Genomic DNA, 24,048 nt, shown 5'->3' with positions numbered 1-24,048 from the left:
AAATAAGAAAAAACAGAGGTCATGGCTCAACAGTCATGACCTCTGTTTTTTTTAACGATCAATTTGAAATTTGAAAATTCATTGACATCAAATGCATCTGAGTACTCAATAGGAATGCCCTTTGTATTATAAGTTACCGTGTGAACAAACTGGACGGCTGTATTTGGTACGATCTCTAAATATTTTGCAACATCTTTTGAAACATTTACTGCACGCAGGAGTTTTTCGGCATAATCAACGTAGATATTCTTTTCGCGTTCTAAAATATCAAATAAAGAATTTTTAGTAAGATCGTAATCGTTTAGATTCTCAATCAGATATTTTGGAATATAAGTTGTAACTAATTCTGCTGGTTTGTGATCCAGAAAACGAAGACGTTTGATACGGTAAAAAGAAGAAACATCGTCTCCGAAAACCTCTTTTAAAGAAGGATTGGATGGAACAGTACAAAATTCAAGAACATCCGTTGAAGATATATAGGATTTTTTTTGAGCTTCTTCATTGAAATTGAGCAGATCACCAAGATTTCTCGTGGAAAGTCTGGAATTCTTGCTTTTGACCATTGTACCGATTCCGCGTTGTTTCTCAAGAAAATTTTCCTGACACAGATTTTCAACAGCCTGTCGTATTGTAGGACGGCTGACGCCATATCGCTCCATAAGTTTAAATTCAGAGGGTAAATACTCACCTTCGTTCAAAATACCGTTTTCTATTTTGCTTTTGAGGTCTTCTTTGATCTGAAAGTAAAGAGGAAGCGGACTGTTTGATTTTATTTTTGATTTGGAATTTTTCTTCATACAAAACCTCTGTTTAATAAGATAAAAAATATATAGGAATTATTGGGGGTATAACTAATTTCCATATCTGTATCTTATCATAATATAACAAAATTTACCAGCACATTTATATTGTGGGCTGAATGAGAAAATTTGTGAAAAAAATATTGCAAAATACAAAAAAAGTCACATTTTTGTAAGAAATGACGAAAATTGATGTGATTTTTTGTGTGTTTTTATGGATTGATTTTTGCAAAAAGTGGTGTTACTATTATGTTAAGACGTAAGGACGTCTATACAGAACATCCGAATGAGAAAAAATAAAGCCAACAAAAGGAGGTAACTGATGAGTAAAGAGTGGATTGACATGAGTGACAAAGTGGTAATTGTAACTGGTGGAAGTATGGGAATCGGATCTCATATCGTAGAAGCATTATTAAAGAATCATGCAAAAGTTGTAATCGCAGATATGGCAGACTGTGATGCATATGATGATAATGAAAACGTCATGTATGTAAAATGTAATGTTACCAAAAAAGAAGAAGTAGAAGAAATGGTAAATAAAACAGTCGAGAAATTCGGAAAACTTGATTGTTTGGTAAATAACGCTGGAGTCAACAGACCAAGGATGTTAGTAGACTACTATCATAGTGATCCAAACCATGAAAACAGTGAAGATGATTTTGATTTCATGATGGGTGTTAATGTAAAAGGTGTTATGTTCTGTGCACAGGCAGCAGCAAGAATTATGATCAAACAAAAAAGTGGAGTAATCTTAAATATGAGTTCTGAAGCTGGAATGGAAGGTTCTAAAGGACAGAATATTTATTCAGCAACAAAAGGAGCGGTAAATTCATTTACATTATCTTGGGCAAAAGAATTAGGAGCTTATAATGTAAGAGTCGTAGCAGTTGCACCAGGAATCAATGAGCCAACGCCAATGGGAAATCCAGAACATGTAAAAGAACTGGCTTACACAAGAGGACAGGAAGCGGGAAGTGTTTCTACAGATTATCAGAAAGTAATTCCATTAGGAAGAGTTGGTAAATTAGATGAAATCGCAGATTTAGTAACATATTTGTTATCAGATCATGCATCATATATCACTGGAACGATCATGAATATTACAGGCGGAAAATCCAGAGGATAACATGAATTAGTTTAGGAGGAAATGGTATGCAGACAGAGATGAAACCTTGGATAATTCTTATAACACATGGAAAATTAGGAGCGGAAGTAAAGGGAAGCGCAGAGATGATCGCGGGAGAACTTAAGAATGTCTATAGTCTTTCGTTGATGGAAGGTACCGATCCTATGGATCTGGCGATGGAATTAAAAGAGCTGCTTGATAAGGCACCAGATGATACGATCATTTTAACAGATTTATTTGGCGGAACTCCTTCTAACACAGCAGCAAGATTTGCATTAGAGAAAAACTATACAGTACTTGCAGGACTGAACCTTGCAATGCTGATCGAAGCTGAAATGCAGCGAGGAATGTTAAAAGGTGATGAGTTGGAAGAAGACTTAATGAATGCGGCAAAAGATGGAGTCAGAAATATCAGAAAAATAATGAAAGAAAGGAAGGGGCTATGATGGAAGGAATTAAATTAGTTCGAATCGATTTTCGTTTAATTCACGGTCAGGTAATTACGAAATGGAGTAACAAGATTTCTGCGACAAGAATCGTAGTTGTCAATGATGCATTGTCAAAAGACGAATTTATGGCTGACATTTATGTAATGGCAGCACCTCCGGGAATGACGGTGGATGTAATTTCTATTGATGATTTTGTAGCAAATGCAAATGGCGGTGAATATGACAAAGGAAATGTATTAGTCCTGTTCAGAGGCATCGAAGACTGCAAGTCAGTGGTGGATAAAGGAATTATATTTAAACAAGTACAGATCGGTGGACTCGGAAGCGGAAATGGAAGAACATCGGTTGTAAAAGGAATTTCTATTGATGAGAAAGATGTACAGGATCTTTTATCAATTCAAGATACTGGAGCAGAAGTAACATTTCAGGTAACACCAGAAGAGAAAAAATTATCACTGGATGGTGCGGCGAAGAAAGTGAGGGGATAACATATGTTAGGTGTTAGTATTTTTACGGGAATTTATTACTGGATCATGAAAACTGACGTTGGATATGCATTTACACATGCATTACGTCAGCCATTAGTAGCAGCATTATGGATTGGTCTGATCATGGGAGATGTCAAACAGGCAATCATTATTGGAGCAGCTGTTCAGATTCTTTATATTGGATTAGTTGCTGCTGGATCAAACCTTCCAGCGGATGATTGTTTAGCAGGTTTGATAGCTATTCCAATCGCATTAAGTGCAGGTATGACAAGTGCACAGTCAATCACACTTGCAGTACCGGTTGGAGTACTTGGTGTATTCTTAGATCAGATCAGAAAAACAGTCAATGTAGTATTTGTACATATGGGAGATAAATACGCAGAAGACGGAAATGCAAAAGGAATCGTAATTTGTAACGTAGTACTTCCAACAATCTTAAGTTTCTTCATGAGATTCCCAGTGCCATTCTTAGCAAATATGTACGGAGCAGATGCAGTGCAGAATTTCATGAACTCAGTACCAACATGGTTAACAGAAGGATTCAGTGTAGCTGGTGGTTTACTTCCAGCATTAGGATTTGCGTTAACATTATTTGTAATCGGAAAGAAACAATTAATGCCATTATTCTTTGTTGGATATTTCCTTGTAATTGTTAGTAAAATTACTGTATTTGAAGCAGCAATATTCGGAGTTTGTGTCATTTTACTTGTTATGACATTCTCAAATAAAAAAGCAGAGGAGGCGTAAGGTTATGGCAGAAGAAAAGAAATTAGAACAGGAATATCTCCCAGAAGAGATTACAGAAAAAGATGTCAAGAAAAGCTGGTTAACATATTACTTTTTTGCAGAAACAGGAATTTCTTATGAACGTTTACAGGCGTTAGGATTTTGTATGTCACTGATCCCGATCTTTAAGAAACTGTATAAGAAAAAAGAAGATTTTACAGCAGCATTAAAACGTCACATGGTATTTTACAACACAGAAGCTGTATTTGGATCTGTGATCAATGGTATTACGATCGCCATGGAAGAGCAGAAAGCAAAAGGAGCCCCAATCGATGATGAAACTATCACGAGTGTTAAATCTGGATTAATGGGACCTATGGCAGGTGTTGGAGATTCCTTAGACTGGGCAACATTTAAACCGATCATCTTCGCTTTAGGTGCAACATTATCTGCACAGGGAAGTCCAATTGGATGTTTCGTATTATTATTATTGCCGATCATTCAGATGATCATCGGAACAAACTTTGCAGCATTTGGTTATCGCAAAGGACGTTCATCTGTACGTAGTATATTAGGATCTGGTAAGATTCAGCAGTTATTAACAGCGGCAAGTGCGCTTGGTATTTATATGATGGGTGCATTATCATCAACATATGTGAAATTGTCTACACCACTTCAGTTCACATTTGGTAAAGGAAATGAACCATATGTTATTCAGAATATCTTAGATGGAATTGTACCGGGATTATTACCATTATTAGCGGTATTAGCAGTTTACTGGTGGTTAAATAAGAAAAACCAGAACATGGTTGTTATCATGCTAATGATCGTTGCAGTTTCATTAGTAGGAGCATTTTTCGGTATTTTCTAAAACTGGAGGAAACAAATAAATGGAGTTTACAAACAAAGATGGCATAAAATTAGTGGATAAAGTTATCAGTACAATTCAAGAAAACAGAGATTACCTAAGTCAAATTGATGGAGAAGCTGGTGACGGAGATCATGGTATTAACATGAACAAGGGAATGACTTTTGCTCAGGAAGAGCTTGAAAAGAAAGATGGTGTCAATATGAGCCAAGGTTTTCTGACAATCAGTAAGATTTTGATCAGCAAAATCGGAGGTTCTATGGGACCTTTATATGGAAGTTTTTTCAGAGGCCTTAGTGTTGCATCAAAAAAAATGGAAGTCATTGACAGTCAGGTTATGTCAGAAATGCTTTGTAAAGCCTATTCTAATTTATCTGATCTGACAGATGCTAAACCAGGAGATAAAACATTAATCGATGTTTTATCTCCTGCGATTGAAGCATATGAAAGCAACAAGTCAGATTTTAAACAGGCATTAAAGGCGATGACAGAAGTGGCAGAGAAAGGATTGGAATCTACAAAAACAATGGTAGCTAAAATAGGAAGAGCAAGCCGTTTAGGAGAACGATCTAGAGGACATCAGGATGCAGGAGCAACATCATGTTACTTGATATTAAAAGCGATTGCAGATGCATCCTTGAGATTGCTGGAAGAAGGTGAATGATTAAACATGCAGAGATTTGTAAATAATCCAGATTTCATCGTAGATGATATGTTAAAAGGTCTGGTAAAGGCTAATCCAGAAGTTAGATTTTCAGAAGAAAATGATCATGTCATTTCCATGAAAGAGATGAAAAAAGGAAAAGTTGGAGTGATAACCGGAGGAGGAAGCGGGCACGAACCCGCATTCGTAGGTTATCTTGGAGACGGAATGCTTGACAGTGTCGCAATCGGTGAAGTGTTTGCATCTCCCCCTGCACTGGCATTTTATGATGCGATCGTAGATGCTGATCAGGGAGAAGGAGTTGCAGTATTATTTGGGAATTATGCCGGAGACAACATGAATGTAAAGATGGCAGTTCAGATGGCAGAAGATGATGACATCGAAGTAAAATATGTCGTTGCAAATGATGATGTAGCATCTGCACCAAAGGCAGTAAAAGAACAAAGACATGGAATTGCTGGTGGATTTTTCATGTGGAAAGTAGGTGGAGCAAGAGCAGCAAAAGGCGGAAGTCTTGATGATGTTATCGCATCAGCCCAAAATGTAGTCAACCGCACAAAAAGCATTTGTGTTGGATTGGAACCATGTGTGATCCCGGCATTAGGACATTCAAATTTTAAGATCGAAGATGGAACGATGGAATTTGGAGTAGGACATCATGGCGAGGCCGGAACAAAAGTGGAAAAATTAAAATCGGCAAGTGAAATGGCACAGGAAATGGCAGAAACCATTTTAAATGATTTTGATTTTGAAGAAGGAAAAGAAGTTGCAGTGATGCTTTCTGGTTTAGGAGCAACACCAGTGATGGAATTATATGTGCTTTACGATGAAGTAGAAAAAGTGTTAGCAAAGGCTGGGCACAAAGTATGGAAAACTTATATCGGGAATTATGTAACATCGCTGGATATGAATGGAGCATCTCTGACAATTGTAGATTTAGATGACGAAATAAAAGAACTTTTATCAGAACCGGCAGTGCCGATCGGAATGAAGAATTACTAGACTGGAGGGAAAAGAAATGAAATTACAGTTAGCTTTAGATGAAATGAAAACAGAAGAAGCAATCAAACTTGTAGAAAAGGTAAAAGATTATATCGATATTATTGAAGTTGGAACACCAATTTGTCTGGACGCAGGAAATAATGCAGTAGAAAGAATGAAAAAAGAATTCCCAGACAAAGAAGTTTTAGCAGACTGCAAGATCATGGATGGTGGTTACTTAGAAACTGAGAATGCAATCAAAGCAGGAGCAGACTATGTAACAGTATGTGCAGCAGCAGACCTTTTAACAGTCAAAGGTGCATTCAAAGCAACACAGGACTATGGAAAGAAATTAGTTGTTGATATGATCACGATCGAAGATATCCCAGCAAAAGTCGCAGAACTTGAAGAAGTTGGAGTTGATGTATTAGCAGTTCATACAGGTGCAGATGCACAGGCAGTCGGAAGAGAACCGATTGGTGATCTGAAAGTTATGAAGGAAAGCTCTAAGAAAGCTGAAATTGCAGTAGCAGGTGGAATCAGCAGCAAAACAATCGCGAAATACGTAGAGTTAAAACCAGATATCGTAATTGTTGGAAGTGCGATCGGAAATGCAGAAGATCCAGTTGCAGAAGCAAAAGCGATCAAAGAAGCAATGTTATAAATTAAAAGATATAAAAGGTATTAACAAATAGAAAGAAACTCAGTCAGGAGGTTATGGTATGTCAGAAGCAAAGAATATTTTTGCGATTCTTGATGAATTAAAAGGAAATGCAAAGCAGATTGATAATGAAGGTTTAGAATCAGTAGAAAAACTGATCACAGAAGCGAAAAGAATCTTTGTTGGAGGTGCAGGGCGTTCAGGATTTGCAGCAAGAGGATTTTCAAACAGATTGATGCATCTTGGATATACAGTATATTTTGTTGGTGAACCTACAACACCATCAATTCAGGAAGGTGATCTTCTGATTTTGGGATCGGGTTCAGGAAATACAGCAAGTCTTGTATCAAATGCAAAAAAAGCTAAGGATCAGGGAGCAAAAGTAGCGACTCTTACCATGTTCCCAGAAAATAAAATCGGATCTATGGCGGATGCGATCATTAAGATTCCTGGAGTAACAGAAAAATGTGTGGATCAGAATAAAGGAGGAAGTGTTCAGGCATCCGGCTCTTCCTTTGAAGAATTAAGCTGGATCACATATGATGCAATGGTAATGGATCTGATGAGAATCACAAACCAGAACAGTGAAGATCTGTTCAAGAGACATGCAAATATGGAATAAGTAAAACAAAACAAGAATTGCAAAACGAGTTCTTTCTATATATAATAAGGAAAGAACTCGTTTTCATTTATGCAAAAAAATATAAAAAACAAGATTATCTTGTGTCTAAAACGGTAATACTCATACAGAAAACACTACATTTTGTATTTTATCAAAAACATGCAAAAAAAATCGAAAAACCCCTTGCATTAATTTGAAACATCATATATAATAGCAAATGTTGTGACCTTGATAGCGTTGAAGCGTGAGGTTGCTGTAGAGGCAAAAGCCTTTGCAGGTTTTCCGTGGAGCGAATGTCAAGTTGTTAAAACTGGCGACAAGTCACTGTACGAATATACAATCTATTGAACACCGGTGTAGTCCGGAATAGAGACGCAGTGTGTAGATTTCACGATACACACGGAGGAGTGTACAGTCACCACTTGTCGTGCTACAAAAACATTTATAGTACGAAAAGGAGGCGGCTTTTTTTATGGCAGCAAGTCAGGTAATGAGAATTACATTAAAAGCATACGATCATCAGTTAATCGATGCAAGCGCAAAAAGCATTATTGAAACAGTTAAGAAGACAGGATCTAAGGTGAGTGGACCAGTTCCAATGCCAACTAAGAAAGAAATCATCACAATTCTTAGAGCGACTCACAAATATAAAGATTCCAGAGAGCAGTTCGAACAGAGAACTCACAAAAGACTGATTGATATCATCACACCATCACAGAAAACAGTTGATGCATTATCTAAATTAGAAGTACCAGCTGGTGTGTACATTGATATCAAGATGAAAAACAAATAGGTAATCCCTACAGGGTTATGAGTAAATGAGGTATCCCCTTAAGCTTGTAGCGTCTAGGATGATTACAACGTTAAGCGTTATAATCCGCTGTAGATTAAATAGGAGGAACAATCAAAATGAAAAAAGCGATTTTAACAACAAAAGTTGGAATGACTCAGATTTTCAACGAAGATGGAGTTTTAACTCCAGTTACTGTATTACAGGCAGGACCTTGTGTTGTTACTCAGGTAAAGACAGAAGAGAATGACGGATACAGCGCAGTTCAGGTTGGTTTTGTTGACAAGAAAGAAAAAGGAATCAACAAACCACAGAAAGGACACTTCGATAAAGCAGGAGTTGCACCAAAAAGATTCGTAAGAGAATTCAGATTTGAGAATGCTGAAGAATACACAGTAGGTCAGGAAATCAAAGCTGACATCTTCGCAGCAGGAGACAAAATCGATGCAACTGCTACATCAAAAGGTAAAGGATATGCTGGTGGTATCAAACGTCACGGTTTGAAATCAGGTCCATCTGCCCATGGTTCTAAATATCATCGTCATGCAGGTTCTAATGGTATGGCTTCTGATCCTAGCAAAGTATTCAAAGGAAAGAAAATGCCAGGACAAATGGGAGCAGAAAGAGTTACTATTCAGAATCTTGAAATCGTAAAAGTTGACGCTGATCAGAACATTATTTTAGTTAAAGGTGCCGTACCAGGACCTAAAAAATCTTTAGTAATGTTAAAAGAATCAGTAAAGGCGTAGGTCTTTAGAAGAAAGGAGGACTATATAAGATGGCAACAGTATCTGTATTAAATATGGAAGGCAAAGAAGTTGAGAAATTAGAATTAAATGACAACATCTTTGGCGTTGAAATAAATGAACATTTAGTACATCTGGCAGTAGTAAGCCAGTTAGCAAATAACCGTCAGGGAACACAGAAAGCAAAAACACGTTCTGAAGTTCGCGGTGGTGGAAGAAAACCTTGGAGACAGAAAGGAACAGGTCATGCAAGACAGGGATCTATCCGAGCTCCACAGTGGAAAGGCGGAGGAGTTGTATTTGCTCCAACACCAAGAGAGTACACAAAGAAATTAAACAAAAAAGAAAGACGTATTGCTTTAAAATCTGCATTAACATCTAGAGTACAGGCAGACAAATTCGTAGTGATCGACGAATTCAAATTCGACGAGATCAAAACTAAGAACGTAAAAGCAATGCTTGACAGCGTTGGTGCTAAGAAAGCATTAGTGGTTATGGGATCTAAAAATGATAACTTAGTATTATCTGCAAGAAACCTTCCAGGAGTTAAAACTGCTTTAACAAGCACAATCAATGTATATGACATTTTAAAATATGACACTGTAGTTGTTTCTAAGGAAGCAGTTGCAAATATCGAGGAGGTATATGCATAATGGCAGATATTAAATATTATGACGTTATCTTAAAGCCAGTTGTAACAGAAAAGAGTATGAACGCAATGGCTGAAAAGAAATATACTTTTTTAGTTCATCCATCTGCTACTAAGAATCAGATCAAAGAAGCAGTGGAAAAAATGTTCGAAGGAACAAAAGTAGCAAAAGTCAACACAATGAACAATGATGGAAAAACAAAGAGACGTGGAATGACTTTTGGAAAAACTGCAAAGACAAAGAAAGCTATCGTACAGCTTACTGAAGAAAGTGCAGATATCGAAATCTTCGAAGGACTATAGGCATTAACCACTTAGTTCGACTAAGATAAGGACTTGAAACTATACGCAACAAAAGCGTGATATTAAATCAGATTTGAAAGGAGACTGACATGGGAATTAAATCATATAACCCATATACACCTTCTAGAAGACATATGACTGGACTTGATTTTGATGTTATCACAAAATCTACACCAGAAAAATCTCTGGTAGTTTCTTTAAAGAAGAACGCTGGTCGTAACAATCAGGGTAAAATTACTGTAAGACACCGCGGAGGTGGATCTAGAAGAAAATACAGACTTATTGACTTTAAGAGAAATGATAAAGATGGTATTCCAGCAACAGTTGCTGCAATCGAATACGATCCAAATAGAACAGCTAACATCGCTCTGTTAGTTTATGCAGACGGTGAAAAAAGATATATTATCGCTCCAAACAAATTAGCAGTTGGAACAACTGTTATGAATGGACCAGAAGCTGAAATTAAAGTAGGAAACTGCCTTCCATTGGCAAACATTCCGGTAGGTACAGAAATCCATAACATCGAGATGCATCCTGGAAAAGGTGGACAGTTAGTTCGTTCCGCAGGAAACTCAGCACAGTTAATGGCAAAAGAAGGAAAATATGCAACACTTCGTTTACCATCTGGTGAGATGAGAATGGTGCCTGTAGTATGCCGTGCTACTATTGGTCAGGTTGGAAACATCGAACATGATCTTGTGAACATTGGTAAAGCTGGACGTAAACGTAACATGGGAATCCGTCCTACAGTCCGTGGTTCTGTTATGAACCCTAATGACCATCCACACGGTGGTGGTGAAGGTAAGACTGGAATCGGTAGACCAGGACCATGCACACCATGGGGTAAACCAGCACTTGGATTGAAGACACGTAAGAAAAACAAACAATCTAACAAGATGATCGTAAGAAGAAGAGATGGTAAAACTGTTAAATAGTACAAGGAGGTAACTTATGGCTCGTTCACTTAAAAAAGGACCATTTGCAGATAAGAGTTTACTGAACAAAGTAGACGCTATGAACGAAGCAGGAGACAAGAGTGTTATCAAAACATGGTCTCGTCGTTCTACAATCTTCCCATCATTCGTAGGACACACAATCGCTGTTCATGATGGAAGAAAACATGTACCGGTATACGTTACAGAAGATATGGTTGGACACAAACTTGGAGAGTTTGTAGCAACAAGAACTTTCCGTGGACATAAGAAAACGGAAAAGAAAACCGGAATGAAATAATTAATTTTGGAAGGAGGTTCCATATAAATGGCAAAGAAATATAGCAGATCTCAGTACAAAAAAGAGAGAAATGCAAATAAAGATACTAGACCAAAAGCTACATTAAGAAACGCTAGAGTTTCTACAACAAAAGCAGCTTTTGTATTAGATGCGATCAGAGGAAAAGACGTAGAAACAGCACTTGGAATTTTACTTTACAATCCAAGATATGCTTCAACATTAATTGAAAAATTATTAAAATCTGCAATCGCTAATGCAGAAAACAATAACGGAATGGACCCAGAAAACCTTTACATTGCAGAATGTTATGCAAATAAAGGACCTACAATGAAGAGAATTAAACCTAGAGCACAGGGTAGAGCTTACAGAATCGAACATAGAATGAGCCACATCACATTAGTGCTTGATGAAAGATAGATAGAAGGAGGCAAACATGGGACAGAAAGTTAATCCTCATGGTCTGAGAGTCGGAATTATTAAAGATTGGGATTCTAGATGGTATGCAGAAGACGCTTTTGCAGATAACCTTGTAGAAGACGATAAAATCAGAAAATATGTAAAGAAAAGATTATACAATGCTGGAATTTCTAAGATCGAGATCGAAAGAGCTTCCGACAGAGTAAAATTAATCGTATATACAGCAAAACCTGGAGTAGTAATCGGTAAAGGTGGATCTTCCATCGAAGAACTGAAAAAAGATCTTCAGAAAATGACAGACAAAAAATTACTGATCGATGTTAAAGAAGTAAAAAGACCAGACAAAGATGCTCAGTTAGTTGCAGAGAATATTGCACAGCAGCTTGAAAATCGTATTTCTTTCAGACGTGCAATGAAATCTTGCATGCAGCGTACAATGAGATCTGGAGCTCTTGGAATCAAAACATCCGTTTCTGGACGTTTAGGTGGAGCAGATATGGCACGTACAGAATTCTACAGCGAGGGAACAATTCCTCTACAGACACTTCGTGCTAACATTGATTACGGATTTGCAGAAGCAGATACAACATATGGTAAAGTCGGAGTAAAAACATGGATTTACCATGGTGAAGTACTTCCATCAAAAAAGGAAGGGGGAAATAAATAATGTTAATGCCAAAAAGAGTAAAACGTCGTAAACAGTTCCGTGGAAGCATGCGCGGAAAAGCATTACGCGGTAATAAGATCACTTACGGTGAGTACGGTATTGTAGCTACAGAGCCAGCATGGATCACAGCAAACCAGATCGAAGCAGCCCGTGTTGCTATGACTCGTTACATCAAACGTGGTGGTAAAGTTTGGATCAAAATTTTCCCTGACAAACCAGTAACAGCTCAGCCAGCTGAAACTCGAATGGGTAAAGGTAAAGGTAACTTAGAATATTGGGTAGCAGTTGTAAAACCAGGACGTGTAATGTTCGAAATTTCTGGTGTAAGCGAAGAAATTGCAAAAGAAGCATTACGTCTTGCAGTACACAAATTACCAATCAAGTGTAAGATTGTTTCTCGTGAAGCTTTAGAAGGCGGTGACAACAGTGAAAACTAAAGATTTTGTAAAAGAATTAAATAATAAGTCAGTAGACGAATTAAATAATGAGCTAGTAGCTGCGAAAAAGGAATTATTCAACTTAAGATTCCAGAATGCAACAAACCAACTTGAGAATACAAGCAGAATTAAAGAAGTTAGAAGAAATATTGCACGTATTCAGGGTGCAATTACAGCAAAAGCAAACGCTTAGTAATCATTTCGAAAGGAGGAATTTGTTGTGGAAAGAAATTTAAGAAAAACCCGTGTAGGGAAAGTCGTTAGTGATAAAATGGATAAAACAATCGTAGTTGCAATCGAAGACAACGTAAAACATCCTTTATATAAAAAGATCGTTAAAAGAACTTACAAATTAAAAGCTCATGACGAAAATAACGAATGTAACATTGGAGATAGAGTAAAGGTTATGGAGACAAGACCTCTTTCAAAAGATAAGAGATGGAGACTTGTTGAAATTATCGAAAAAGCAAAATAATTTTGCTTGGTTGGAAAGGAGAATAAAGGCATGATTCAGCAGGAGTCAAGACTTAGAGTAGCCGACAACACAGGAGCAAAAGAAATCCTTTGCATTCGTGTGTTAGGAGGATCTACAAGAAGATATGCTAACATCGGTGATGTTATTGTTGCTACAGTCAAAGATGCAACACCAGGCGGCGTTGTAAAAAAAGGTGACGTAGTCAGAGCAGTTGTTGTTCGTACAAAGAAAGGTGCCCGTCGTAAAGATGGTTCTTATATCAAATTTGACGAAAATGCTGCTGTAATTATTAAAGATGATATGAATCCAAGAGGAACTCGTATCTTCGGACCAGTGGCAAGAGAGCTTAGAGACAAGAAATTCATGAAGATTGTTTCATTAGCACCAGAAGTATTATAAGGAGGAAACACTGTGTCAGCAATTAAAATTAAAAAAGGCGATCTAGTTAAAGTTATCGCTGGTAAAGATAAAGACAAAGAAGGAAAAGTAATTGCTGTTGATCATAAAAAAGGTACTGTAACAGTTGAAGGTGCCAACATGATCACAAAGCATACTAAACCTAGTCCTGCAAACCAGCAGGGTGGTATCGTAAGCCAGGAAGGCCCAATGGATGTTTCCAATGTAATGTTAGTGCACAATGGAAAAACAACAAAAATTGGATATAAAGTAGTTGACGGTAAAAAAGTTCGTGTTGCACGTGCAACAGGCGAAGTCATTGACTAATTAAGAGAGGAGGTTTACGCAAGTGAGTAGATTACATGAACAGTATAGCAATCAGATCAAAGATGCTATGATGAAGAAATTCGAATACAGCAATATTATGCAGGTACCAAAACTCGAGAAGATCGTAATCAACATGGGTGTTGGTGAAGCAAAAGAAAATAAAAAAGTTTTAGAATCTGCAGTAGCTGATCTTGAAAAGATCGCTGGACAGAAAGCAGTCGTAACAAGAGCAAAGAAATCTGTTGCGAACTTCAAATTAAGAGAAGGTATGCCTATCGGATGCAAAGTTACATTACGTGGTGAAAGAATGTATGAATTCGCTGATCGTTTAATTAACTTAGCATTACCTCGAGTACGTGACTTCAGAGGAGTTAACCAGAACTCTTTCGATGGAAGAGGTAACTATGCATTAGGTATTAAAGAACAGTTAATTTTCCCAGAAATCGAATACGATAAAGTAGACAAAGTAAGAGGAATGGACATCATCTTCGTTACAACAGCGAACACTGATGAAGAAGCTCGTGAATTATTAACTTTATTTGGTATGCCGTTTAAGAAATAGTTAGGAGGGTTCCCATGGCTAAGAAGTCAATGGTTGCAAAACAGAAAAGAAAAGCAAAATTCTCAACAAGAGAATATAGCCGTTGCAGAATCTGCGGACGTCCACATGCATATTTAAGAAAATATGGTATCTGCAGAGTTTGCTTCCGTGAATTAGCATATAAAGGACAGATTCCAGGTGTCAAGAAGGCAAGCTGGTAAGATTAAGGAAGGAGGAACACGAAAATGACAATGAGCGATCCTATTGCAGATATGCTTACAAGAATCCGTAATGCAAATACTGCGAAACATGATACAGTAGAAATTCCTGCTTCTAAGATGAAGACAGCGATTGCAGAAATCTTATTAAAAGAAGGTTTTATCAAAGCATATGACATCAAAGAAGAAGGTTCTTTCAGCACAATCGTAATCACATTAAAATATGGTGCTGATAAAAATGAAAAAATCATTACAGGACTTAAGAGAATCTCTAAACCAGGGCTTAGAGTATACGCAGGGGCTGAAGAGCTTCCTAAAGTATTAGGAGGACTTGGTATTGCGATCATCTCTACAAACAAAGGACTGTTAACAGATAAAGAAGCAAGAAAACAGAACGTGGGTGGAGAAGTGTTAGCTTTTGTATGGTAAGATTTACTGTACATTAACCAGCATTCACTATTCTGAAAACAGAAGGGACACACCCTTGTCCCTTCCGACAATTTAAGGAGGTAACCTATGTCTCGTATAGGTAGATTACCAATCGATATCCCTGCAGGAGTAGAGGTAAAGATTGAAGAAGGAAACAAAGTGACTGTAAAAGGTCCTAAAGGAACATTAGAAAAATGTTTACCAGTAGAAATGACAATCAAACAGGAAGATAATCAGGTTGTCGTAACAAGACCAAATGACTTAAAGAAAATGAAATCTTTACATGGTCTTACAAGATCTTTGATCGCAAACATGATCACAGGTGTATCTGAAGGATACGAAAAGAAGCTTGAAATCAACGGTGTTGGTTACAGAGCACAGAAAAAGGGAAAAGAAATCACTTTCAACCTTGGTTTCTCTCATCCGGTAGTTATGACTGATCCAGAAGGAATCGAAACAGAGATGGACGGACAGAACATTATTATCGTTAAAGGTATCGACAAAGAAAAAGTTGGACAGTACGCAGCTGAAATCAGAGAACTTAGAAAACCAGAACCTTACAAAGGTAAAGGTATTAAGTATGCTGATGAAGTTATCAGACGTAAAGTTGGAAAAACTGGGGCTAAATAAAGGAGTGATATAGGATGATTAGAAAAGAATCAAGAAGCAAGATTCGTGCGAAAAAACACTACAAGCTTCGTAATCGAATCAATGGAACAAGCGAAAGACCTCGCTTAAGTGTATTTAGAAGTAATGATCATATGTACGCTCAGATTATTGACGACACTGTTGGAAATACATTAGTATCTGCTTCAACAACTCAGAAAGACGTAAAGGCAGAACTGGAAAAAACAAATGATGTTGCCGCAGCTAGCTACTTAGGTAAAGTAATCGCTGAAAGAGCTTTAGCAAAAGGTATCACAGAAGTTGTCTTTGACAGAGGCGGATTTATTTATCATGGTAAAATTGAAGCATTAGCAGATGCAGCTCGTGAAGCTGGTCTGAAATTCTAATAGGAGGAAGTCAAATGAAGCATACACTTATTGACCCTAGTCAGTTAGAGCTGGAAGAAAGAGTTGTATCCATCAAACGTGTTACTAAAGTAGTAAAAGGTGGACGTAACATGAGATTTGCAGCACTGGTTGTAGTAGGGGATAAAAATGGTCATGTTGGTGCTGGATTAGGAAAAGCAGCTGAAATTCCAGAAGCGATCCGCAAAGGAAAAGAAGCAGCTATGAAGAGCCTTGTTGAAGTACCAATCGATGAAAAAGGAACAACACCACACGACTTTACAGGAAACTTCGGTGGAGCATCTGTATTATTGAAAACATCTCCAGAAGGTACTGGTATCATCGCTGGTGGACCTTCCCGTATCGTTCTGGAACTTGCAGGATATAAAAACATCCGTTCAAAATCTTTAGGTTCTAACAACAAACAGAATGTTGTATTAGCAACAATCGAAGGATTAAAGAACTTAAAAACTCCAGAGCAGGTAGCAAAACTACGTGGAAAATCAGTAGAAGAGCTCTTAGGATAGGAGGAATTTTGAAATGGCAGATAAATTAAAAATCACATTAGTAAAATCTACAATTGGTGCAATTCCAAAGCACAAAAAAACTGTTGAAGCATTAGGTCTTAAAAAACTTCACAAAACAGTTGAGCTGCCTGATAACGCAGCAACACGTGGAATGATTCACCAGGTGAAACATTTAGTTAAAGTAGAAGAAATCTAATAATATTCGGCAAGGAGGTGTAACGGAATGGAATTATCAAACTTACGCCCTGCAGAAGGATCTAAACATAGCGACGCTTTCAGAAGAGGTCGTGGACATGGTTCAGGAAATGGAAAAACTGCAGGTAAAGGACATAAAGGACAGAAAGCTCGTTCAGGTGGTGGAGTAAGACCTGGATTCGAAGGTGGACAGATGCCTTTATACAGACGTATTCCTAAGAGAGGTTTCAAATGCAGAAACTCTAAGGAAATCGTTGGTATCAACCTTTCAGCTTTAGAAAGATTTGAAGACGGAGCAGAAGTATCTGTAGAAGCTTTAATCGAAGCAGGAATCGTTAAAAATCCTAGAGATGGAGTTAAAATCTTAGGAAACGGTGAATTAACAAAGAAATTAAATGTAAAAGCAAATGCATTTAGTGCTAGTGCTAAAGAGAAGATCGAAGCACTTGGAGGAAAAGCTGAGGTGATCTAGTATGTCAAACGCTGTTGTCAGCGCTTTTAAAAACAAGCAATTAAGAAAGAAGCTATTATTTACGACACTAATTCTTATTGTTGTACGTTTTGGATCACAACTACCAATTCCGGAAATCGATAGTGCACAGATCAGTGCCTATTTAAAGAGTACATTAGGCGATTCGTTCAGCCTATTGAACTCTTTTACCGGAGGCTCCTTCATGCAGATGTCAGTATTTGCATTAAGTGTAACTCCGTATATCACATCTTCCATCATCATGCAGCTGATGACGATCGTTATTCCAGCTCTTGAAGAGATGCAGAAAGATGGAGAAGACGGAAGAAAAAGAATGGCAAAGATTACAAGATATGTAACGGTTGTACTTGCGATCATCGAAGGCGCAGGACTTGCGATCGGATTTGCCAATCAAGGTGCATTAGGTACCGATTATACAACGTTTACCATTGTTACAATGATCATTGCTTTAACCGCAGGTGCAGTTCTGGTTATGTGGCTTGGAGAACGTATTACAGAGAGTGGAATTGGAAATGGTATTTCCATTATCCTGCTCGTAAACATTGTATCCGGAATGCCGGGAGATTTTACTTCTCTTTATAATCAGTTTATGAAGGGAAAACAGATCGGGCCAGCTCTGATCGCAGGATGTGTGATCGTAGGAGTTGTTCTGGCAGTTGTCGTATTCGTTATCGTTTTATCAGATGCGGAAAGACATATCCCAGTACAGTATTCTAAGAAGATGCAGGGAAGAAAACTTGTTGGTGGACAGCAGAGTAAGATTCCGCTGAAAGTTAACACAGCAGGTGTAATCCCAATTATCTTTGCATCATCCATTATGCAGTTCCCAATCATGCTGCAGAATGTCTTAAAATACGAGAATAACGGATTCATTGGAAAAGCATTAACAAGTTTGAACTCATCTACCTGGTTTGATGCATCCCATCCAAAAAGATCGATCGGTTTATTGATCTATATTGTTTTGGTAGTACTGTTTGCTTATTTCTATACATCGATTACATTTAATCCATTAGAGATTTCAAACAATATGAAGAAACAGGGTGGATTTATCCCAGGAATCCGACCGGGAAAACCTACAGTAGATTATTTGAATAAAATATTAAAATATATTATATTTATAGGTGCTGCAGGACTAACGATCGTGGCAGTTGTTCCATTCTTCTTTAATGGAGTATTTGGAGCAAGCGTTTCATTTGGAGGAACATCTATCATCATCGTAGTAGGTGTTATCCTTGAGACGATCAAGCAGATCCAGTCACAGTTGTTAGTACAGAACTATTCTGGTTTTTTGAGTGAGTAACTATAAGAAAGCTGTAGTGACAACTACAGCTTTTTGTGCTTATATGGAATGTTTTTATATAAGCACAAAAGTCCAATGGCATTAAAAACGATGGTATGGAAACAAATTGTATGGTAACTAAAAATAAAAGAGAGACAAAAGGAGGATTTGTCATGAAAATTATTATGTTAGGAGCTCCAGGTGCTGGAAAAGGTACTCAGGCAAAACAGATTGCACAGGCGTACGATATTCCACACATCTCAACAGGTGATATTTTCAGAGCAAATATTAAAGAAGGAACAGAGCTTGGAAAGAAAGCACAGGAATACATGGACAAAGGACTGTTAGTTCCAGACGAACTTGTATGCGATCTTGTTGTTGATCGTATCCACAAAGATGATTGTGAAAAAGGGTATATTTTAGATGGATTTCCAAGAACGATTCCACAAGCAAATGCATTAGATGAAGCACTTGCAAAAGACGGTGAGAAGATTGAATTTGCAATTGATATCGAAGTTCCAGATGAAAATATCATCAACAGAATGTCAGGAAGAAGATCCTGCAAAGACTGTGGAGCAATCTTCCATGTTCAGTATAATCCTCCAAAGAAAGAAAACTGCTGCGACGTATGTGGTGGAGAATTAATTCTTCGCGATGACGACAAAGCAGAAACTGTAAAAAAACGTCTGGATGTTTATCATGAACAGACAGCTCCACTGATCGCACACTATAAAGAAGCAGGAAGCTTACACGAGATCGATGGAACACAGGATATCAAAGTTGTTTTTGAAGAAATTAAATCTATTTTAGGATAAGAGGCAGACCATGGCAGTTACGATCAAATCAAAAAAAGAAATCGAACTTATGCGAGAAGCCGGTAAGATGTTAGAAGAGGTTCACAACAAGTTAGCTGATTTTGTAAAACCAGGAATTTCTACATTAGAGATCGACCAGTTTGGAGAGAAAGCGATCAGAGATCTTGGATGTGTACCAAACTTCTTAAACTATAATGGATATCCGGCATCCATCTGTGTATCTGTCAATGACGAAGTCGTACATGGTATTCCAAGCAAAGACCGGATTTTACAGGATGGAGACATTGTAAGTCTGGATGCAGGACTGATCCATGAAGGATATCATTCCGATGCAGCAAGAACACATGCGGTTGGAAATATTTCCGAAGAAGCAAAGAGACTGATCGAAGTAACAAAGCAAAGTTTCTTTGAAGGAATCAAACTTGCAGTTCCAGGAAATCATTTGTTTGACATATCTGAAGCAATTCAGAAATATGTAGAAAGTAATGGTTATTCTGTAGTCAGAGATTTAGTGGGACATGGAATTGGAACACATCTTCATGAAGATCCACAGATTCCGAACTTCAAACAGAGAAGAAAAGGAATGAAATTAAGACCAGGAATGACGCTTGCCATTGAACCAATGGTAAATGAAGGTAGTTATGATGTTGTCTGGCTGGACGATGACTGGACAGTTGTTACTGAAGATGGAAGTCTGGCTGCACATTATGAAAACACGATCGTCATCACAGAAGATGGTTGTGAAATATTGACTTTGTCTGAATAGGAGGAATAAAATGGCAAAATCAGAAGCAATTGAAGTTGAAGGAGTAGTGTTAGAAAAGTTACCAAACGCTATGTTCAAGGTAGAAATCGAAGGTGGACACGTAATTTTAGCTCACATCAGTGGAAAGCTTAGAATGAATTACATCAAGATTTTACCAGGTGACAAAGTAACACTGGCATTATCACCATATGATTTATCAAAAGGAAGAATTATTTGGAGAGACAAATAAATTATTTGGAAAGATAAATAAATTTAGAAAAAGTCTTGAAATATTCAGAATATGATGATATAATCATACCCGAACGTTTTTTGAAAGGAGATATTCAAGTGAAGGTTAGAGCATCTGTAAAACCAATTTGCGAAAAATGCAAGGTTATCAAGAGAAAAGGATCTGTCAGAGTAATCTGTGAGAATCCAAAACACAAACAGAGACAGGGATAATTACGACGTTCGATAAGAATATCGCAATAATCCTTGGTTTGTTGTGTATTCACCTATTTACTGCAAGAACAGTTTAGAGGTGTATTTTGTGATGTGTAGAGATACACTCGCATAATTTAGGCGGCTGCAGTATGAGTACAGGTACGCTCATACTGATTATTTATAGATAGAAAGATAATTTGAGGAAGAGACATATATATCATTTCACCGTACTGCGGATATATGGATTGCCCTTAATAGACAAGTAATTATTTATTTTGGAGGAAAGAAAAACATGGCTCGTATTTCAGGTGTTGATTTACCAAGAGAAAAGCGTGTAGAGATTGGTCTTACTTATATTTATGGAATCGGTCTTTCAAGCGCAAAACGTATTTTGGCAGAGGCAAATGTTGATCCTGATACTCGTGTACGCGACTTAACTGATGATGAAGTTAAAAGAATCAGTGCAGTTATCAACGATACACAGGTTGTAGAAGGTGATTTAAGAAGAGAAATCGCTCTTAACATTAAGAGATTAAAAGAAATTGGATGCTACAGAGGAAAACGTCATAGACAGGGACTTCCTTGCCGTGGACAGAAAACAAAAACTAACGCAAGAACACGTAAAGGTCCTAAGAAAACAGTAGCTAACAAGAAGAAATAATAAACACTAAATTTGTAGTGTTATGACACACCCGGCTGTATGGACAGTCAGGAATAGCATAAGATTTGCAGTATAGGCAATCTTTTTGGAATTGAAATGAAGAAAGAAAGGTATACGTAATTATGGCTAAAGTTACAAAGAAAAGTGCAAAAAAACGTGTAAAGAAGAATGTACAGCACGGACAGGCACATATTCAGTCATCTTTTAATAATACAATCGTTACATTAACAGATGCACAGGGAAATGCTCTTTCTTGGGCAAGTGCAGGTGGATTAGGATTCAGAGGATCCAAAAAATCTACACCATATGCAGCTCAGATGGCAGCTGAAACTGCAACAAAAGCAGCATTAGTGCATGGATTAAAATCAGTAGATGTAATGGTTAAAGGTCCAGGATCAGGAAGAGAAGCAGCAATCCGTGCTTTATCAGCAGCAGGATTAGAAGTTACAAGCATCAGCGATGTAACACCTGTTCCACATAATGGATGTCGCCCACCAAAACGTAGAAGAGTCTAATTTAGGAGGATAATTAAAGATGGCAGTAGATAGAACTCCAGTCTTAAAGAGATGTAGATCCTTAGGTTTAGATCCTGTCTTTTTAGGAATTGATAAAAAATCAAACAGAAGTTTAAATAGAGCAAACAGAAAGAAAAGTGAATACGGACTTCAGCTTTGCGAAAAACAGAAAGCTAAATTCATTTATGGTGTATTAGAAAAACCTTTCCGTAACTACTATGCAAAAGCAGAAAGAATGAAAGGTCAGACTGGTACAAACCTGATGACATTATTAGAGCTTCGTTTAGATAACGTATTATTCCGTTTAGGATACGGAAGAACAAGAAAAGAATGCAGACAGATCGTTGACCATAAACATGTATTAGTTAATGGAAAACAGGTTAACATTCCTTCTTACCAGGTTAAAGCTGGGGACGTTATCGAAATCAAAGAAAAACATAGAACATCTCCAAGATACAAAGAGATCTTAGAAGTAACAGAAGGAAGAATGATTCCTTCATGGTTAGAAGCAGATCATGATAACTTTACAGGAACTGTAAAAGAACTTCCATCAAGAGATGAGATCGACGTACCAGTTAACGAAACATTAATCGTCGAGTTATATTCTAAATAATAACCCTCAAGTTAAACCTAAGCCAAAAGGAGGGCACGTATGTTTGAATTTGAAAAACCAAATATTGAGATTAATGAGATTTCAGAAGATAACCGTTTTGGACGCTTTGTTGTGGAACCTTTGGAAAGAGGTTATGGTACAACTTTAGGTAATTCCTTAAGACGTATCATGCTTTCTTCTCTGCCAGGTGCAGCAGTAAGTTCAGTAAAGATCAAAGGTGTTCTGCATGAGTTCAGTTCCATCCCAGGGGTTAAAGAAGATGTACCTGAGATCATCATGAATATCAAATCTCTGGCAATTAAAAACAACAGCTCATCCGCTGAAACAAAGCAGGCTTATATTGAGTTTTCAGGAAAGGGTGTAGTAACTGCCGGAGATATTAAAGCGGACAGTGATATCGAAATCTTAAATCCAGAGCTTGTGATCGCAACATTAAGTGATGACAGCAGCAAACTGGATATGGAGCTTACAATCACAAACGGACGCGGATATGTAGGCGCAGACAAAGCAGACAAAGAAGGAAAAGCAATCGATGAGATCGCAGTTGATGCGATTTACACACCAGTTGAGCGTGTAAACTTAAAGGTTGAGAATACTCGTGTAGGTCAGATCACAGATTATGACAAATTAACATTAGATGTATTCACAAACGGAACACTAACACCAGATGAGTCTGTAAGTTTAGCAGCGAAAGTATTATGCGAGCACTTAAACTTATTTGTAGATCTTTCTGAGAATGCCAAGACAGCAGAAGTTATGGTAGAAAAAGAAGATGACGAGAAAGAAAAAGTTCTTGAAATGAGCATTGATGAATTAGAATTATCTGTTCGTTCATACAATTGCTTAAAGAGAGCTGGCATCAATACAGTAGAAGAATTAACTAATAAGACTTCAGAAGATATGATGAAAGTTCGTAACTTAGGACGTAAATCGTTAGAAGAAGTTTTAGCTAAGTTAAGTGAATTAGGATTATCCCTAAGTTCAGGAGAAGAATAGAAACCAGACCCGCCTAGGCTGAAGGCATAAGTAAGCAAGGCGAAAAAACACAGGAGGTCATTATAATGGCAAAATACAGAAAATTAGGAAGAACAGCTTCCCAGAGAAAAGCACTGATCCGTGCAGAAGTAACAAATCTGTTACATCATGGAAAAATCGTTACAACTGAAGCAAAAGCAAAAGAAATCCGCAAGGTAGCTGAGAAACTGATCGCTTTAGCTGTAAAAGAAAAAGACAACTTTGAAACAGTTACAGTTGACGCTAAAGTTGCTAAGAAAGATGAAAACGGAAAACGCGTGAAAGAAGTTGTAGATGGTAAGAAAGTTACTGTTTATGAAACAGTTCAGAAAGAAATCAAAAAAGATTTACCATCCCGCTTACATGCAAGAAGACAGATGTTAAAGGTATTATATCCTGTAACAGAAGTTCCTACAGAAGCAGCTGGTAAGAAAGCTAATACAAAGAAAGTTGATTTAACAGCTAAGTTATTCGACGAGTATGCACCAAAATATGCTGAACGTAACGGTGGTTACACAAGAATCGTTAAGATTGCTCAGCGTAAAGGTGATGCAGCATTAAAAGTAGTACTTGAATTAGTTTAATCAACAGTTCAATACTGACTATATTATTTAAATTCCAAATCGACAACAACAAAGAGGTCTTATTCCGGAACAACTGGGATAAGACTTTTCTTTTTTTATGGGAAATAGTATACTATCCTTATTACGGATCAGATAGGAGAATA

At 37.4% G+C, this 24,048-nt stretch carries 41 protein-coding genes; 40 read left to right on the top strand and 1 reads right to left on the bottom strand.

Annotated features, from left to right (window positions below):
• Positions 1-26: 26 nt before the first annotated feature.
• Positions 27-797, bottom strand: a complete 771-nt coding sequence (locus QUE18_RS12280) for a GntR family transcriptional regulator (RefSeq protein ID WP_009203712.1) — start codon at positions 795-797, stop codon at positions 27-29.
• Positions 798-1,122: 325 nt separating this feature from the next.
• Here QUE18_RS12280 and QUE18_RS12275 point away from each other — a divergent pair, with 325 nt between their 5' ends.
• The 40 genes from QUE18_RS12275 to QUE18_RS12080 all read left to right on the top strand — a co-directional run bounded on the left by QUE18_RS12275 (position 1,123) and on the right by QUE18_RS12080 (position 23,905).
• Positions 1,123-1,926 (top strand): SDR family oxidoreductase, encoded by an 804-nt coding sequence (locus QUE18_RS12275; RefSeq protein WP_009203713.1) that lies wholly within the window; start codon positions 1,123-1,125, stop codon positions 1,924-1,926.
• Positions 1,927-1,952: 26 nt separating this feature from the next.
• The gene (locus QUE18_RS12270) at positions 1,953-2,372 is read left to right on the top strand and encodes a PTS sugar transporter subunit IIA (RefSeq protein WP_009203714.1); all 420 of its coding nucleotides are present in this window, start codon (positions 1,953-1,955) and stop codon (positions 2,370-2,372) included.
• Entirely contained in the window at positions 2,369-2,863 is a 495-nt protein-coding gene (locus tag QUE18_RS12265; RefSeq protein ID WP_009203715.1) for a PTS sugar transporter subunit IIB, read from the top strand. The genes QUE18_RS12270 and QUE18_RS12265 overlap by 4 nt, the downstream gene beginning before the upstream one ends.
• A 3-nt stretch (positions 2,864-2,866) precedes the next feature.
• Complete coding sequence (locus QUE18_RS12260; protein ID WP_009203716.1) at positions 2,867-3,610, top strand: PTS mannose/fructose/sorbose/N-acetylgalactosamine transporter subunit IIC; 744 nt, start codon at positions 2,867-2,869, stop codon at positions 3,608-3,610.
• 4 nt (positions 3,611-3,614) lie between these two features.
• On the top strand, positions 3,615-4,460 hold the full coding sequence (locus QUE18_RS12255) for a PTS system mannose/fructose/sorbose family transporter subunit IID (protein WP_009203717.1): 846 nt from the start codon (positions 3,615-3,617) through the stop codon (positions 4,458-4,460).
• Positions 4,461-4,479: 19 nt separating this feature from the next.
• Positions 4,480-5,121 (top strand): dihydroxyacetone kinase subunit DhaL, encoded by a 642-nt coding sequence (gene dhaL / locus QUE18_RS12250; protein ID WP_009203718.1) that lies wholly within the window; start codon positions 4,480-4,482, stop codon positions 5,119-5,121.
• 6 nt (positions 5,122-5,127) lie between these two features.
• Complete coding sequence (locus tag QUE18_RS12245; RefSeq protein ID WP_009203719.1) at positions 5,128-6,123, top strand: dihydroxyacetone kinase subunit DhaK; 996 nt, start codon at positions 5,128-5,130, stop codon at positions 6,121-6,123.
• 16 nt (positions 6,124-6,139) lie between these two features.
• On the top strand, positions 6,140-6,766 hold the full coding sequence (gene hxlA / locus QUE18_RS12240) for a 3-hexulose-6-phosphate synthase (RefSeq protein WP_009203720.1): 627 nt from the start codon (positions 6,140-6,142) through the stop codon (positions 6,764-6,766).
• A 58-nt stretch (positions 6,767-6,824) separates the two neighbouring features.
• Positions 6,825-7,385, top strand: a complete 561-nt coding sequence (gene hxlB / locus QUE18_RS12235; RefSeq protein WP_009203721.1) for a 6-phospho-3-hexuloisomerase — start codon at positions 6,825-6,827, stop codon at positions 7,383-7,385.
• A 472-nt stretch (positions 7,386-7,857) separates the two neighbouring features.
• The gene (rpsJ, locus tag QUE18_RS12230; RefSeq protein WP_008393407.1) at positions 7,858-8,178 is read left to right on the top strand and encodes a 30S ribosomal protein S10; all 321 of its coding nucleotides are present in this window, start codon (positions 7,858-7,860) and stop codon (positions 8,176-8,178) included.
• Positions 8,179-8,294: 116 nt separating this feature from the next.
• Positions 8,295-8,924, top strand: a complete 630-nt coding sequence (gene rplC / locus QUE18_RS12225; RefSeq protein ID WP_008393406.1) for a 50S ribosomal protein L3 — start codon at positions 8,295-8,297, stop codon at positions 8,922-8,924.
• Between the two features lie 29 nt (positions 8,925-8,953).
• Positions 8,954-9,574: a 50S ribosomal protein L4 gene (gene rplD / locus QUE18_RS12220; protein WP_008393405.1), complete on the top strand. Its 621-nt coding sequence runs from the start codon at positions 8,954-8,956 to the stop codon at positions 9,572-9,574.
• Positions 9,574-9,873: a 50S ribosomal protein L23 gene (gene rplW, locus QUE18_RS12215; RefSeq protein WP_008393404.1), complete on the top strand. Its 300-nt coding sequence runs from the start codon at positions 9,574-9,576 to the stop codon at positions 9,871-9,873. Before rplD ends, rplW begins: the two co-directional genes overlap by 1 nt.
• Before the next feature lie 89 nt (positions 9,874-9,962).
• Positions 9,963-10,808, top strand: a complete 846-nt coding sequence (rplB, locus tag QUE18_RS12210) for a 50S ribosomal protein L2 (RefSeq protein WP_015530291.1) — start codon at positions 9,963-9,965, stop codon at positions 10,806-10,808.
• Positions 10,809-10,824: 16 nt separating this feature from the next.
• On the top strand, positions 10,825-11,106 hold the full coding sequence (gene rpsS / locus QUE18_RS12205) for a 30S ribosomal protein S19 (protein ID WP_008393401.1): 282 nt from the start codon (positions 10,825-10,827) through the stop codon (positions 11,104-11,106).
• Positions 11,107-11,133: 27 nt separating this feature from the next.
• Complete coding sequence (gene rplV, locus QUE18_RS12200; protein ID WP_008393400.1) at positions 11,134-11,523, top strand: 50S ribosomal protein L22; 390 nt, start codon at positions 11,134-11,136, stop codon at positions 11,521-11,523.
• A gap of 16 nt (positions 11,524-11,539) precedes the next feature.
• On the top strand, positions 11,540-12,190 hold the full coding sequence (gene rpsC / locus QUE18_RS12195) for a 30S ribosomal protein S3 (RefSeq protein ID WP_008393399.1): 651 nt from the start codon (positions 11,540-11,542) through the stop codon (positions 12,188-12,190).
• Positions 12,190-12,627 carry a 50S ribosomal protein L16 gene (rplP, locus tag QUE18_RS12190; RefSeq protein ID WP_008393397.1) on the top strand — a complete coding sequence of 146 codons (438 nt, stop codon included), beginning with the start codon at positions 12,190-12,192 and terminating at the stop codon, positions 12,625-12,627. Before rpsC ends, rplP begins: the two co-directional genes overlap by 1 nt.
• On the top strand, positions 12,617-12,820 hold the full coding sequence (rpmC, locus tag QUE18_RS12185; RefSeq protein ID WP_008393396.1) for a 50S ribosomal protein L29: 204 nt from the start codon (positions 12,617-12,619) through the stop codon (positions 12,818-12,820). The genes rplP and rpmC overlap by 11 nt, the downstream gene beginning before the upstream one ends.
• Positions 12,821-12,847: 27 nt before the next feature.
• Positions 12,848-13,102, top strand: coding sequence for a 30S ribosomal protein S17 (rpsQ, locus tag QUE18_RS12180; RefSeq protein ID WP_008393395.1), 255 nt, complete (start codon positions 12,848-12,850; stop codon positions 13,100-13,102).
• A 30-nt stretch (positions 13,103-13,132) separates the two neighbouring features.
• Positions 13,133-13,501, top strand: coding sequence for a 50S ribosomal protein L14 (gene rplN / locus QUE18_RS12175; RefSeq protein WP_009264114.1), 369 nt, complete (start codon positions 13,133-13,135; stop codon positions 13,499-13,501).
• A gap of 12 nt (positions 13,502-13,513) precedes the next feature.
• Entirely contained in the window at positions 13,514-13,825 is a 312-nt protein-coding gene (rplX, locus tag QUE18_RS12170) for a 50S ribosomal protein L24 (RefSeq protein ID WP_008393393.1), read from the top strand.
• 22 nt (positions 13,826-13,847) lie between these two features.
• A complete protein-coding gene (gene rplE, locus QUE18_RS12165) occupies positions 13,848-14,387 on the top strand; it encodes a 50S ribosomal protein L5 (RefSeq protein ID WP_008393391.1) in 540 nt (179 codons plus the stop codon).
• A 14-nt stretch (positions 14,388-14,401) separates the two neighbouring features.
• Positions 14,402-14,587 carry a type Z 30S ribosomal protein S14 gene (locus QUE18_RS12160; RefSeq protein WP_008393389.1) on the top strand — a complete coding sequence of 62 codons (186 nt, stop codon included), beginning with the start codon at positions 14,402-14,404 and terminating at the stop codon, positions 14,585-14,587.
• A gap of 24 nt (positions 14,588-14,611) precedes the next feature.
• Positions 14,612-15,013, top strand: coding sequence for a 30S ribosomal protein S8 (rpsH, locus tag QUE18_RS12155; protein WP_008393388.1), 402 nt, complete (start codon positions 14,612-14,614; stop codon positions 15,011-15,013).
• Between the two features lie 87 nt (positions 15,014-15,100).
• Complete coding sequence (gene rplF, locus QUE18_RS12150; protein WP_008393387.1) at positions 15,101-15,643, top strand: 50S ribosomal protein L6; 543 nt, start codon at positions 15,101-15,103, stop codon at positions 15,641-15,643.
• A 14-nt stretch (positions 15,644-15,657) separates the two neighbouring features.
• The gene (gene rplR, locus QUE18_RS12145; RefSeq protein ID WP_008393386.1) at positions 15,658-16,026 is read left to right on the top strand and encodes a 50S ribosomal protein L18; all 369 of its coding nucleotides are present in this window, start codon (positions 15,658-15,660) and stop codon (positions 16,024-16,026) included.
• Between the two features lie 14 nt (positions 16,027-16,040).
• On the top strand, positions 16,041-16,550 hold the full coding sequence (gene rpsE, locus QUE18_RS12140; protein ID WP_008393385.1) for a 30S ribosomal protein S5: 510 nt from the start codon (positions 16,041-16,043) through the stop codon (positions 16,548-16,550).
• A 13-nt stretch (positions 16,551-16,563) separates the two neighbouring features.
• Positions 16,564-16,746, top strand: coding sequence for a 50S ribosomal protein L30 (gene rpmD, locus QUE18_RS12135; RefSeq protein WP_008393384.1), 183 nt, complete (start codon positions 16,564-16,566; stop codon positions 16,744-16,746).
• A gap of 27 nt (positions 16,747-16,773) precedes the next feature.
• The gene (gene rplO, locus QUE18_RS12130; RefSeq protein ID WP_008393382.1) at positions 16,774-17,217 is read left to right on the top strand and encodes a 50S ribosomal protein L15; all 444 of its coding nucleotides are present in this window, start codon (positions 16,774-16,776) and stop codon (positions 17,215-17,217) included.
• 1 nt (position 17,218) lies between these two features.
• Positions 17,219-18,535, top strand: a complete 1,317-nt coding sequence (secY, locus tag QUE18_RS12125) for a preprotein translocase subunit SecY (RefSeq protein WP_009203724.1) — start codon at positions 17,219-17,221, stop codon at positions 18,533-18,535.
• Between the two features lie 152 nt (positions 18,536-18,687).
• The gene (locus QUE18_RS12120) at positions 18,688-19,329 is read left to right on the top strand and encodes an adenylate kinase (protein WP_009264113.1); all 642 of its coding nucleotides are present in this window, start codon (positions 18,688-18,690) and stop codon (positions 19,327-19,329) included.
• Between the two features lie 10 nt (positions 19,330-19,339).
• Positions 19,340-20,095 carry a type I methionyl aminopeptidase gene (gene map, locus QUE18_RS12115; RefSeq protein WP_008393378.1) on the top strand — a complete coding sequence of 252 codons (756 nt, stop codon included), beginning with the start codon at positions 19,340-19,342 and terminating at the stop codon, positions 20,093-20,095.
• Positions 20,096-20,105: 10 nt separating this feature from the next.
• Entirely contained in the window at positions 20,106-20,324 is a 219-nt protein-coding gene (infA, locus tag QUE18_RS12110) for a translation initiation factor IF-1 (protein WP_008393377.1), read from the top strand.
• Between the two features lie 98 nt (positions 20,325-20,422).
• A complete protein-coding gene (rpmJ, locus tag QUE18_RS12105) occupies positions 20,423-20,536 on the top strand; it encodes a 50S ribosomal protein L36 (protein WP_009203726.1) in 114 nt (37 codons plus the stop codon).
• A gap of 274 nt (positions 20,537-20,810) precedes the next feature.
• Positions 20,811-21,179: a 30S ribosomal protein S13 gene (gene rpsM, locus QUE18_RS12100; protein ID WP_008393376.1), complete on the top strand. Its 369-nt coding sequence runs from the start codon at positions 20,811-20,813 to the stop codon at positions 21,177-21,179.
• A gap of 122 nt (positions 21,180-21,301) precedes the next feature.
• Positions 21,302-21,694: a 30S ribosomal protein S11 gene (gene rpsK, locus QUE18_RS12095; RefSeq protein ID WP_008393375.1), complete on the top strand. Its 393-nt coding sequence runs from the start codon at positions 21,302-21,304 to the stop codon at positions 21,692-21,694.
• 19 nt (positions 21,695-21,713) lie between these two features.
• Positions 21,714-22,307: a 30S ribosomal protein S4 gene (gene rpsD, locus QUE18_RS12090; protein ID WP_008393374.1), complete on the top strand. Its 594-nt coding sequence runs from the start codon at positions 21,714-21,716 to the stop codon at positions 22,305-22,307.
• Between the two features lie 39 nt (positions 22,308-22,346).
• Entirely contained in the window at positions 22,347-23,303 is a 957-nt protein-coding gene (locus QUE18_RS12085) for a DNA-directed RNA polymerase subunit alpha (protein ID WP_008393371.1), read from the top strand.
• A gap of 65 nt (positions 23,304-23,368) precedes the next feature.
• Positions 23,369-23,905, top strand: a complete 537-nt coding sequence (locus QUE18_RS12080) for a bL17 family ribosomal protein (RefSeq protein WP_009203728.1) — start codon at positions 23,369-23,371, stop codon at positions 23,903-23,905.
• The last annotated feature ends 143 nt before the right edge of the window (positions 23,906-24,048 follow it).

This window comes from Anaerostipes hadrus ATCC 29173 = JCM 17467 (genome assembly GCF_030296915.1).
Taxonomy (GTDB): Bacteria; Bacillota; Clostridia; order Lachnospirales; family Lachnospiraceae; genus Anaerostipes; species Anaerostipes hadrus.
The sequence above is the reverse complement of the archived record's forward strand: the minus strand, read 5'-3'. Positions and strand labels throughout refer to the sequence as shown.

Coding starts and splice junctions, on each gene's coding strand:
- QUE18_RS12280 (WP_009203712.1), bottom strand. CDS start 797: ATGAAGAAAAATTCCAAATCAAAAATAAAATCAAACAGTCCGCTTCCT.
- QUE18_RS12275 (WP_009203713.1), top strand. CDS start 1,123: ATGAGTAAAGAGTGGATTGACATGAGTGACAAAGTGGTAATTGTAACT.
- QUE18_RS12270 (WP_009203714.1), top strand. CDS start 1,953: ATGCAGACAGAGATGAAACCTTGGATAATTCTTATAACACATGGAAAA.
- QUE18_RS12265 (WP_009203715.1), top strand. CDS start 2,369: ATGATGGAAGGAATTAAATTAGTTCGAATCGATTTTCGTTTAATTCAC.
- QUE18_RS12260 (WP_009203716.1), top strand. CDS start 2,867: ATGTTAGGTGTTAGTATTTTTACGGGAATTTATTACTGGATCATGAAA.
- QUE18_RS12255 (WP_009203717.1), top strand. CDS start 3,615: ATGGCAGAAGAAAAGAAATTAGAACAGGAATATCTCCCAGAAGAGATT.
- dhaL (WP_009203718.1), top strand. CDS start 4,480: ATGGAGTTTACAAACAAAGATGGCATAAAATTAGTGGATAAAGTTATC.
- QUE18_RS12245 (WP_009203719.1), top strand. CDS start 5,128: ATGCAGAGATTTGTAAATAATCCAGATTTCATCGTAGATGATATGTTA.
- hxlA (WP_009203720.1), top strand. CDS start 6,140: ATGAAATTACAGTTAGCTTTAGATGAAATGAAAACAGAAGAAGCAATC.
- hxlB (WP_009203721.1), top strand. CDS start 6,825: ATGTCAGAAGCAAAGAATATTTTTGCGATTCTTGATGAATTAAAAGGA.
- rpsJ (WP_008393407.1), top strand. CDS start 7,858: ATGGCAGCAAGTCAGGTAATGAGAATTACATTAAAAGCATACGATCAT.
- rplC (WP_008393406.1), top strand. CDS start 8,295: ATGAAAAAAGCGATTTTAACAACAAAAGTTGGAATGACTCAGATTTTC.
- rplD (WP_008393405.1), top strand. CDS start 8,954: ATGGCAACAGTATCTGTATTAAATATGGAAGGCAAAGAAGTTGAGAAA.
- rplW (WP_008393404.1), top strand. CDS start 9,574: ATGGCAGATATTAAATATTATGACGTTATCTTAAAGCCAGTTGTAACA.
- rplB (WP_015530291.1), top strand. CDS start 9,963: ATGGGAATTAAATCATATAACCCATATACACCTTCTAGAAGACATATG.
- rpsS (WP_008393401.1), top strand. CDS start 10,825: ATGGCTCGTTCACTTAAAAAAGGACCATTTGCAGATAAGAGTTTACTG.
- rplV (WP_008393400.1), top strand. CDS start 11,134: ATGGCAAAGAAATATAGCAGATCTCAGTACAAAAAAGAGAGAAATGCA.
- rpsC (WP_008393399.1), top strand. CDS start 11,540: ATGGGACAGAAAGTTAATCCTCATGGTCTGAGAGTCGGAATTATTAAA.
- rplP (WP_008393397.1), top strand. CDS start 12,190: ATGTTAATGCCAAAAAGAGTAAAACGTCGTAAACAGTTCCGTGGAAGC.
- rplN (WP_009264114.1), top strand. CDS start 13,133: ATGATTCAGCAGGAGTCAAGACTTAGAGTAGCCGACAACACAGGAGCA.
- QUE18_RS12160 (WP_008393389.1), top strand. CDS start 14,402: ATGGCTAAGAAGTCAATGGTTGCAAAACAGAAAAGAAAAGCAAAATTC.
- rpsH (WP_008393388.1), top strand. CDS start 14,612: ATGACAATGAGCGATCCTATTGCAGATATGCTTACAAGAATCCGTAAT.
- rplF (WP_008393387.1), top strand. CDS start 15,101: ATGTCTCGTATAGGTAGATTACCAATCGATATCCCTGCAGGAGTAGAG.
- rplR (WP_008393386.1), top strand. CDS start 15,658: ATGATTAGAAAAGAATCAAGAAGCAAGATTCGTGCGAAAAAACACTAC.
- rpsE (WP_008393385.1), top strand. CDS start 16,041: ATGAAGCATACACTTATTGACCCTAGTCAGTTAGAGCTGGAAGAAAGA.
- rpmD (WP_008393384.1), top strand. CDS start 16,564: ATGGCAGATAAATTAAAAATCACATTAGTAAAATCTACAATTGGTGCA.
- rplO (WP_008393382.1), top strand. CDS start 16,774: ATGGAATTATCAAACTTACGCCCTGCAGAAGGATCTAAACATAGCGAC.
- secY (WP_009203724.1), top strand. CDS start 17,219: ATGTCAAACGCTGTTGTCAGCGCTTTTAAAAACAAGCAATTAAGAAAG.
- QUE18_RS12120 (WP_009264113.1), top strand. CDS start 18,688: ATGAAAATTATTATGTTAGGAGCTCCAGGTGCTGGAAAAGGTACTCAG.
- map (WP_008393378.1), top strand. CDS start 19,340: ATGGCAGTTACGATCAAATCAAAAAAAGAAATCGAACTTATGCGAGAA.
- infA (WP_008393377.1), top strand. CDS start 20,106: ATGGCAAAATCAGAAGCAATTGAAGTTGAAGGAGTAGTGTTAGAAAAG.
- rpsM (WP_008393376.1), top strand. CDS start 20,811: ATGGCTCGTATTTCAGGTGTTGATTTACCAAGAGAAAAGCGTGTAGAG.
- rpsK (WP_008393375.1), top strand. CDS start 21,302: ATGGCTAAAGTTACAAAGAAAAGTGCAAAAAAACGTGTAAAGAAGAAT.
- rpsD (WP_008393374.1), top strand. CDS start 21,714: ATGGCAGTAGATAGAACTCCAGTCTTAAAGAGATGTAGATCCTTAGGT.
- QUE18_RS12085 (WP_008393371.1), top strand. CDS start 22,347: ATGTTTGAATTTGAAAAACCAAATATTGAGATTAATGAGATTTCAGAA.
- QUE18_RS12080 (WP_009203728.1), top strand. CDS start 23,369: ATGGCAAAATACAGAAAATTAGGAAGAACAGCTTCCCAGAGAAAAGCA.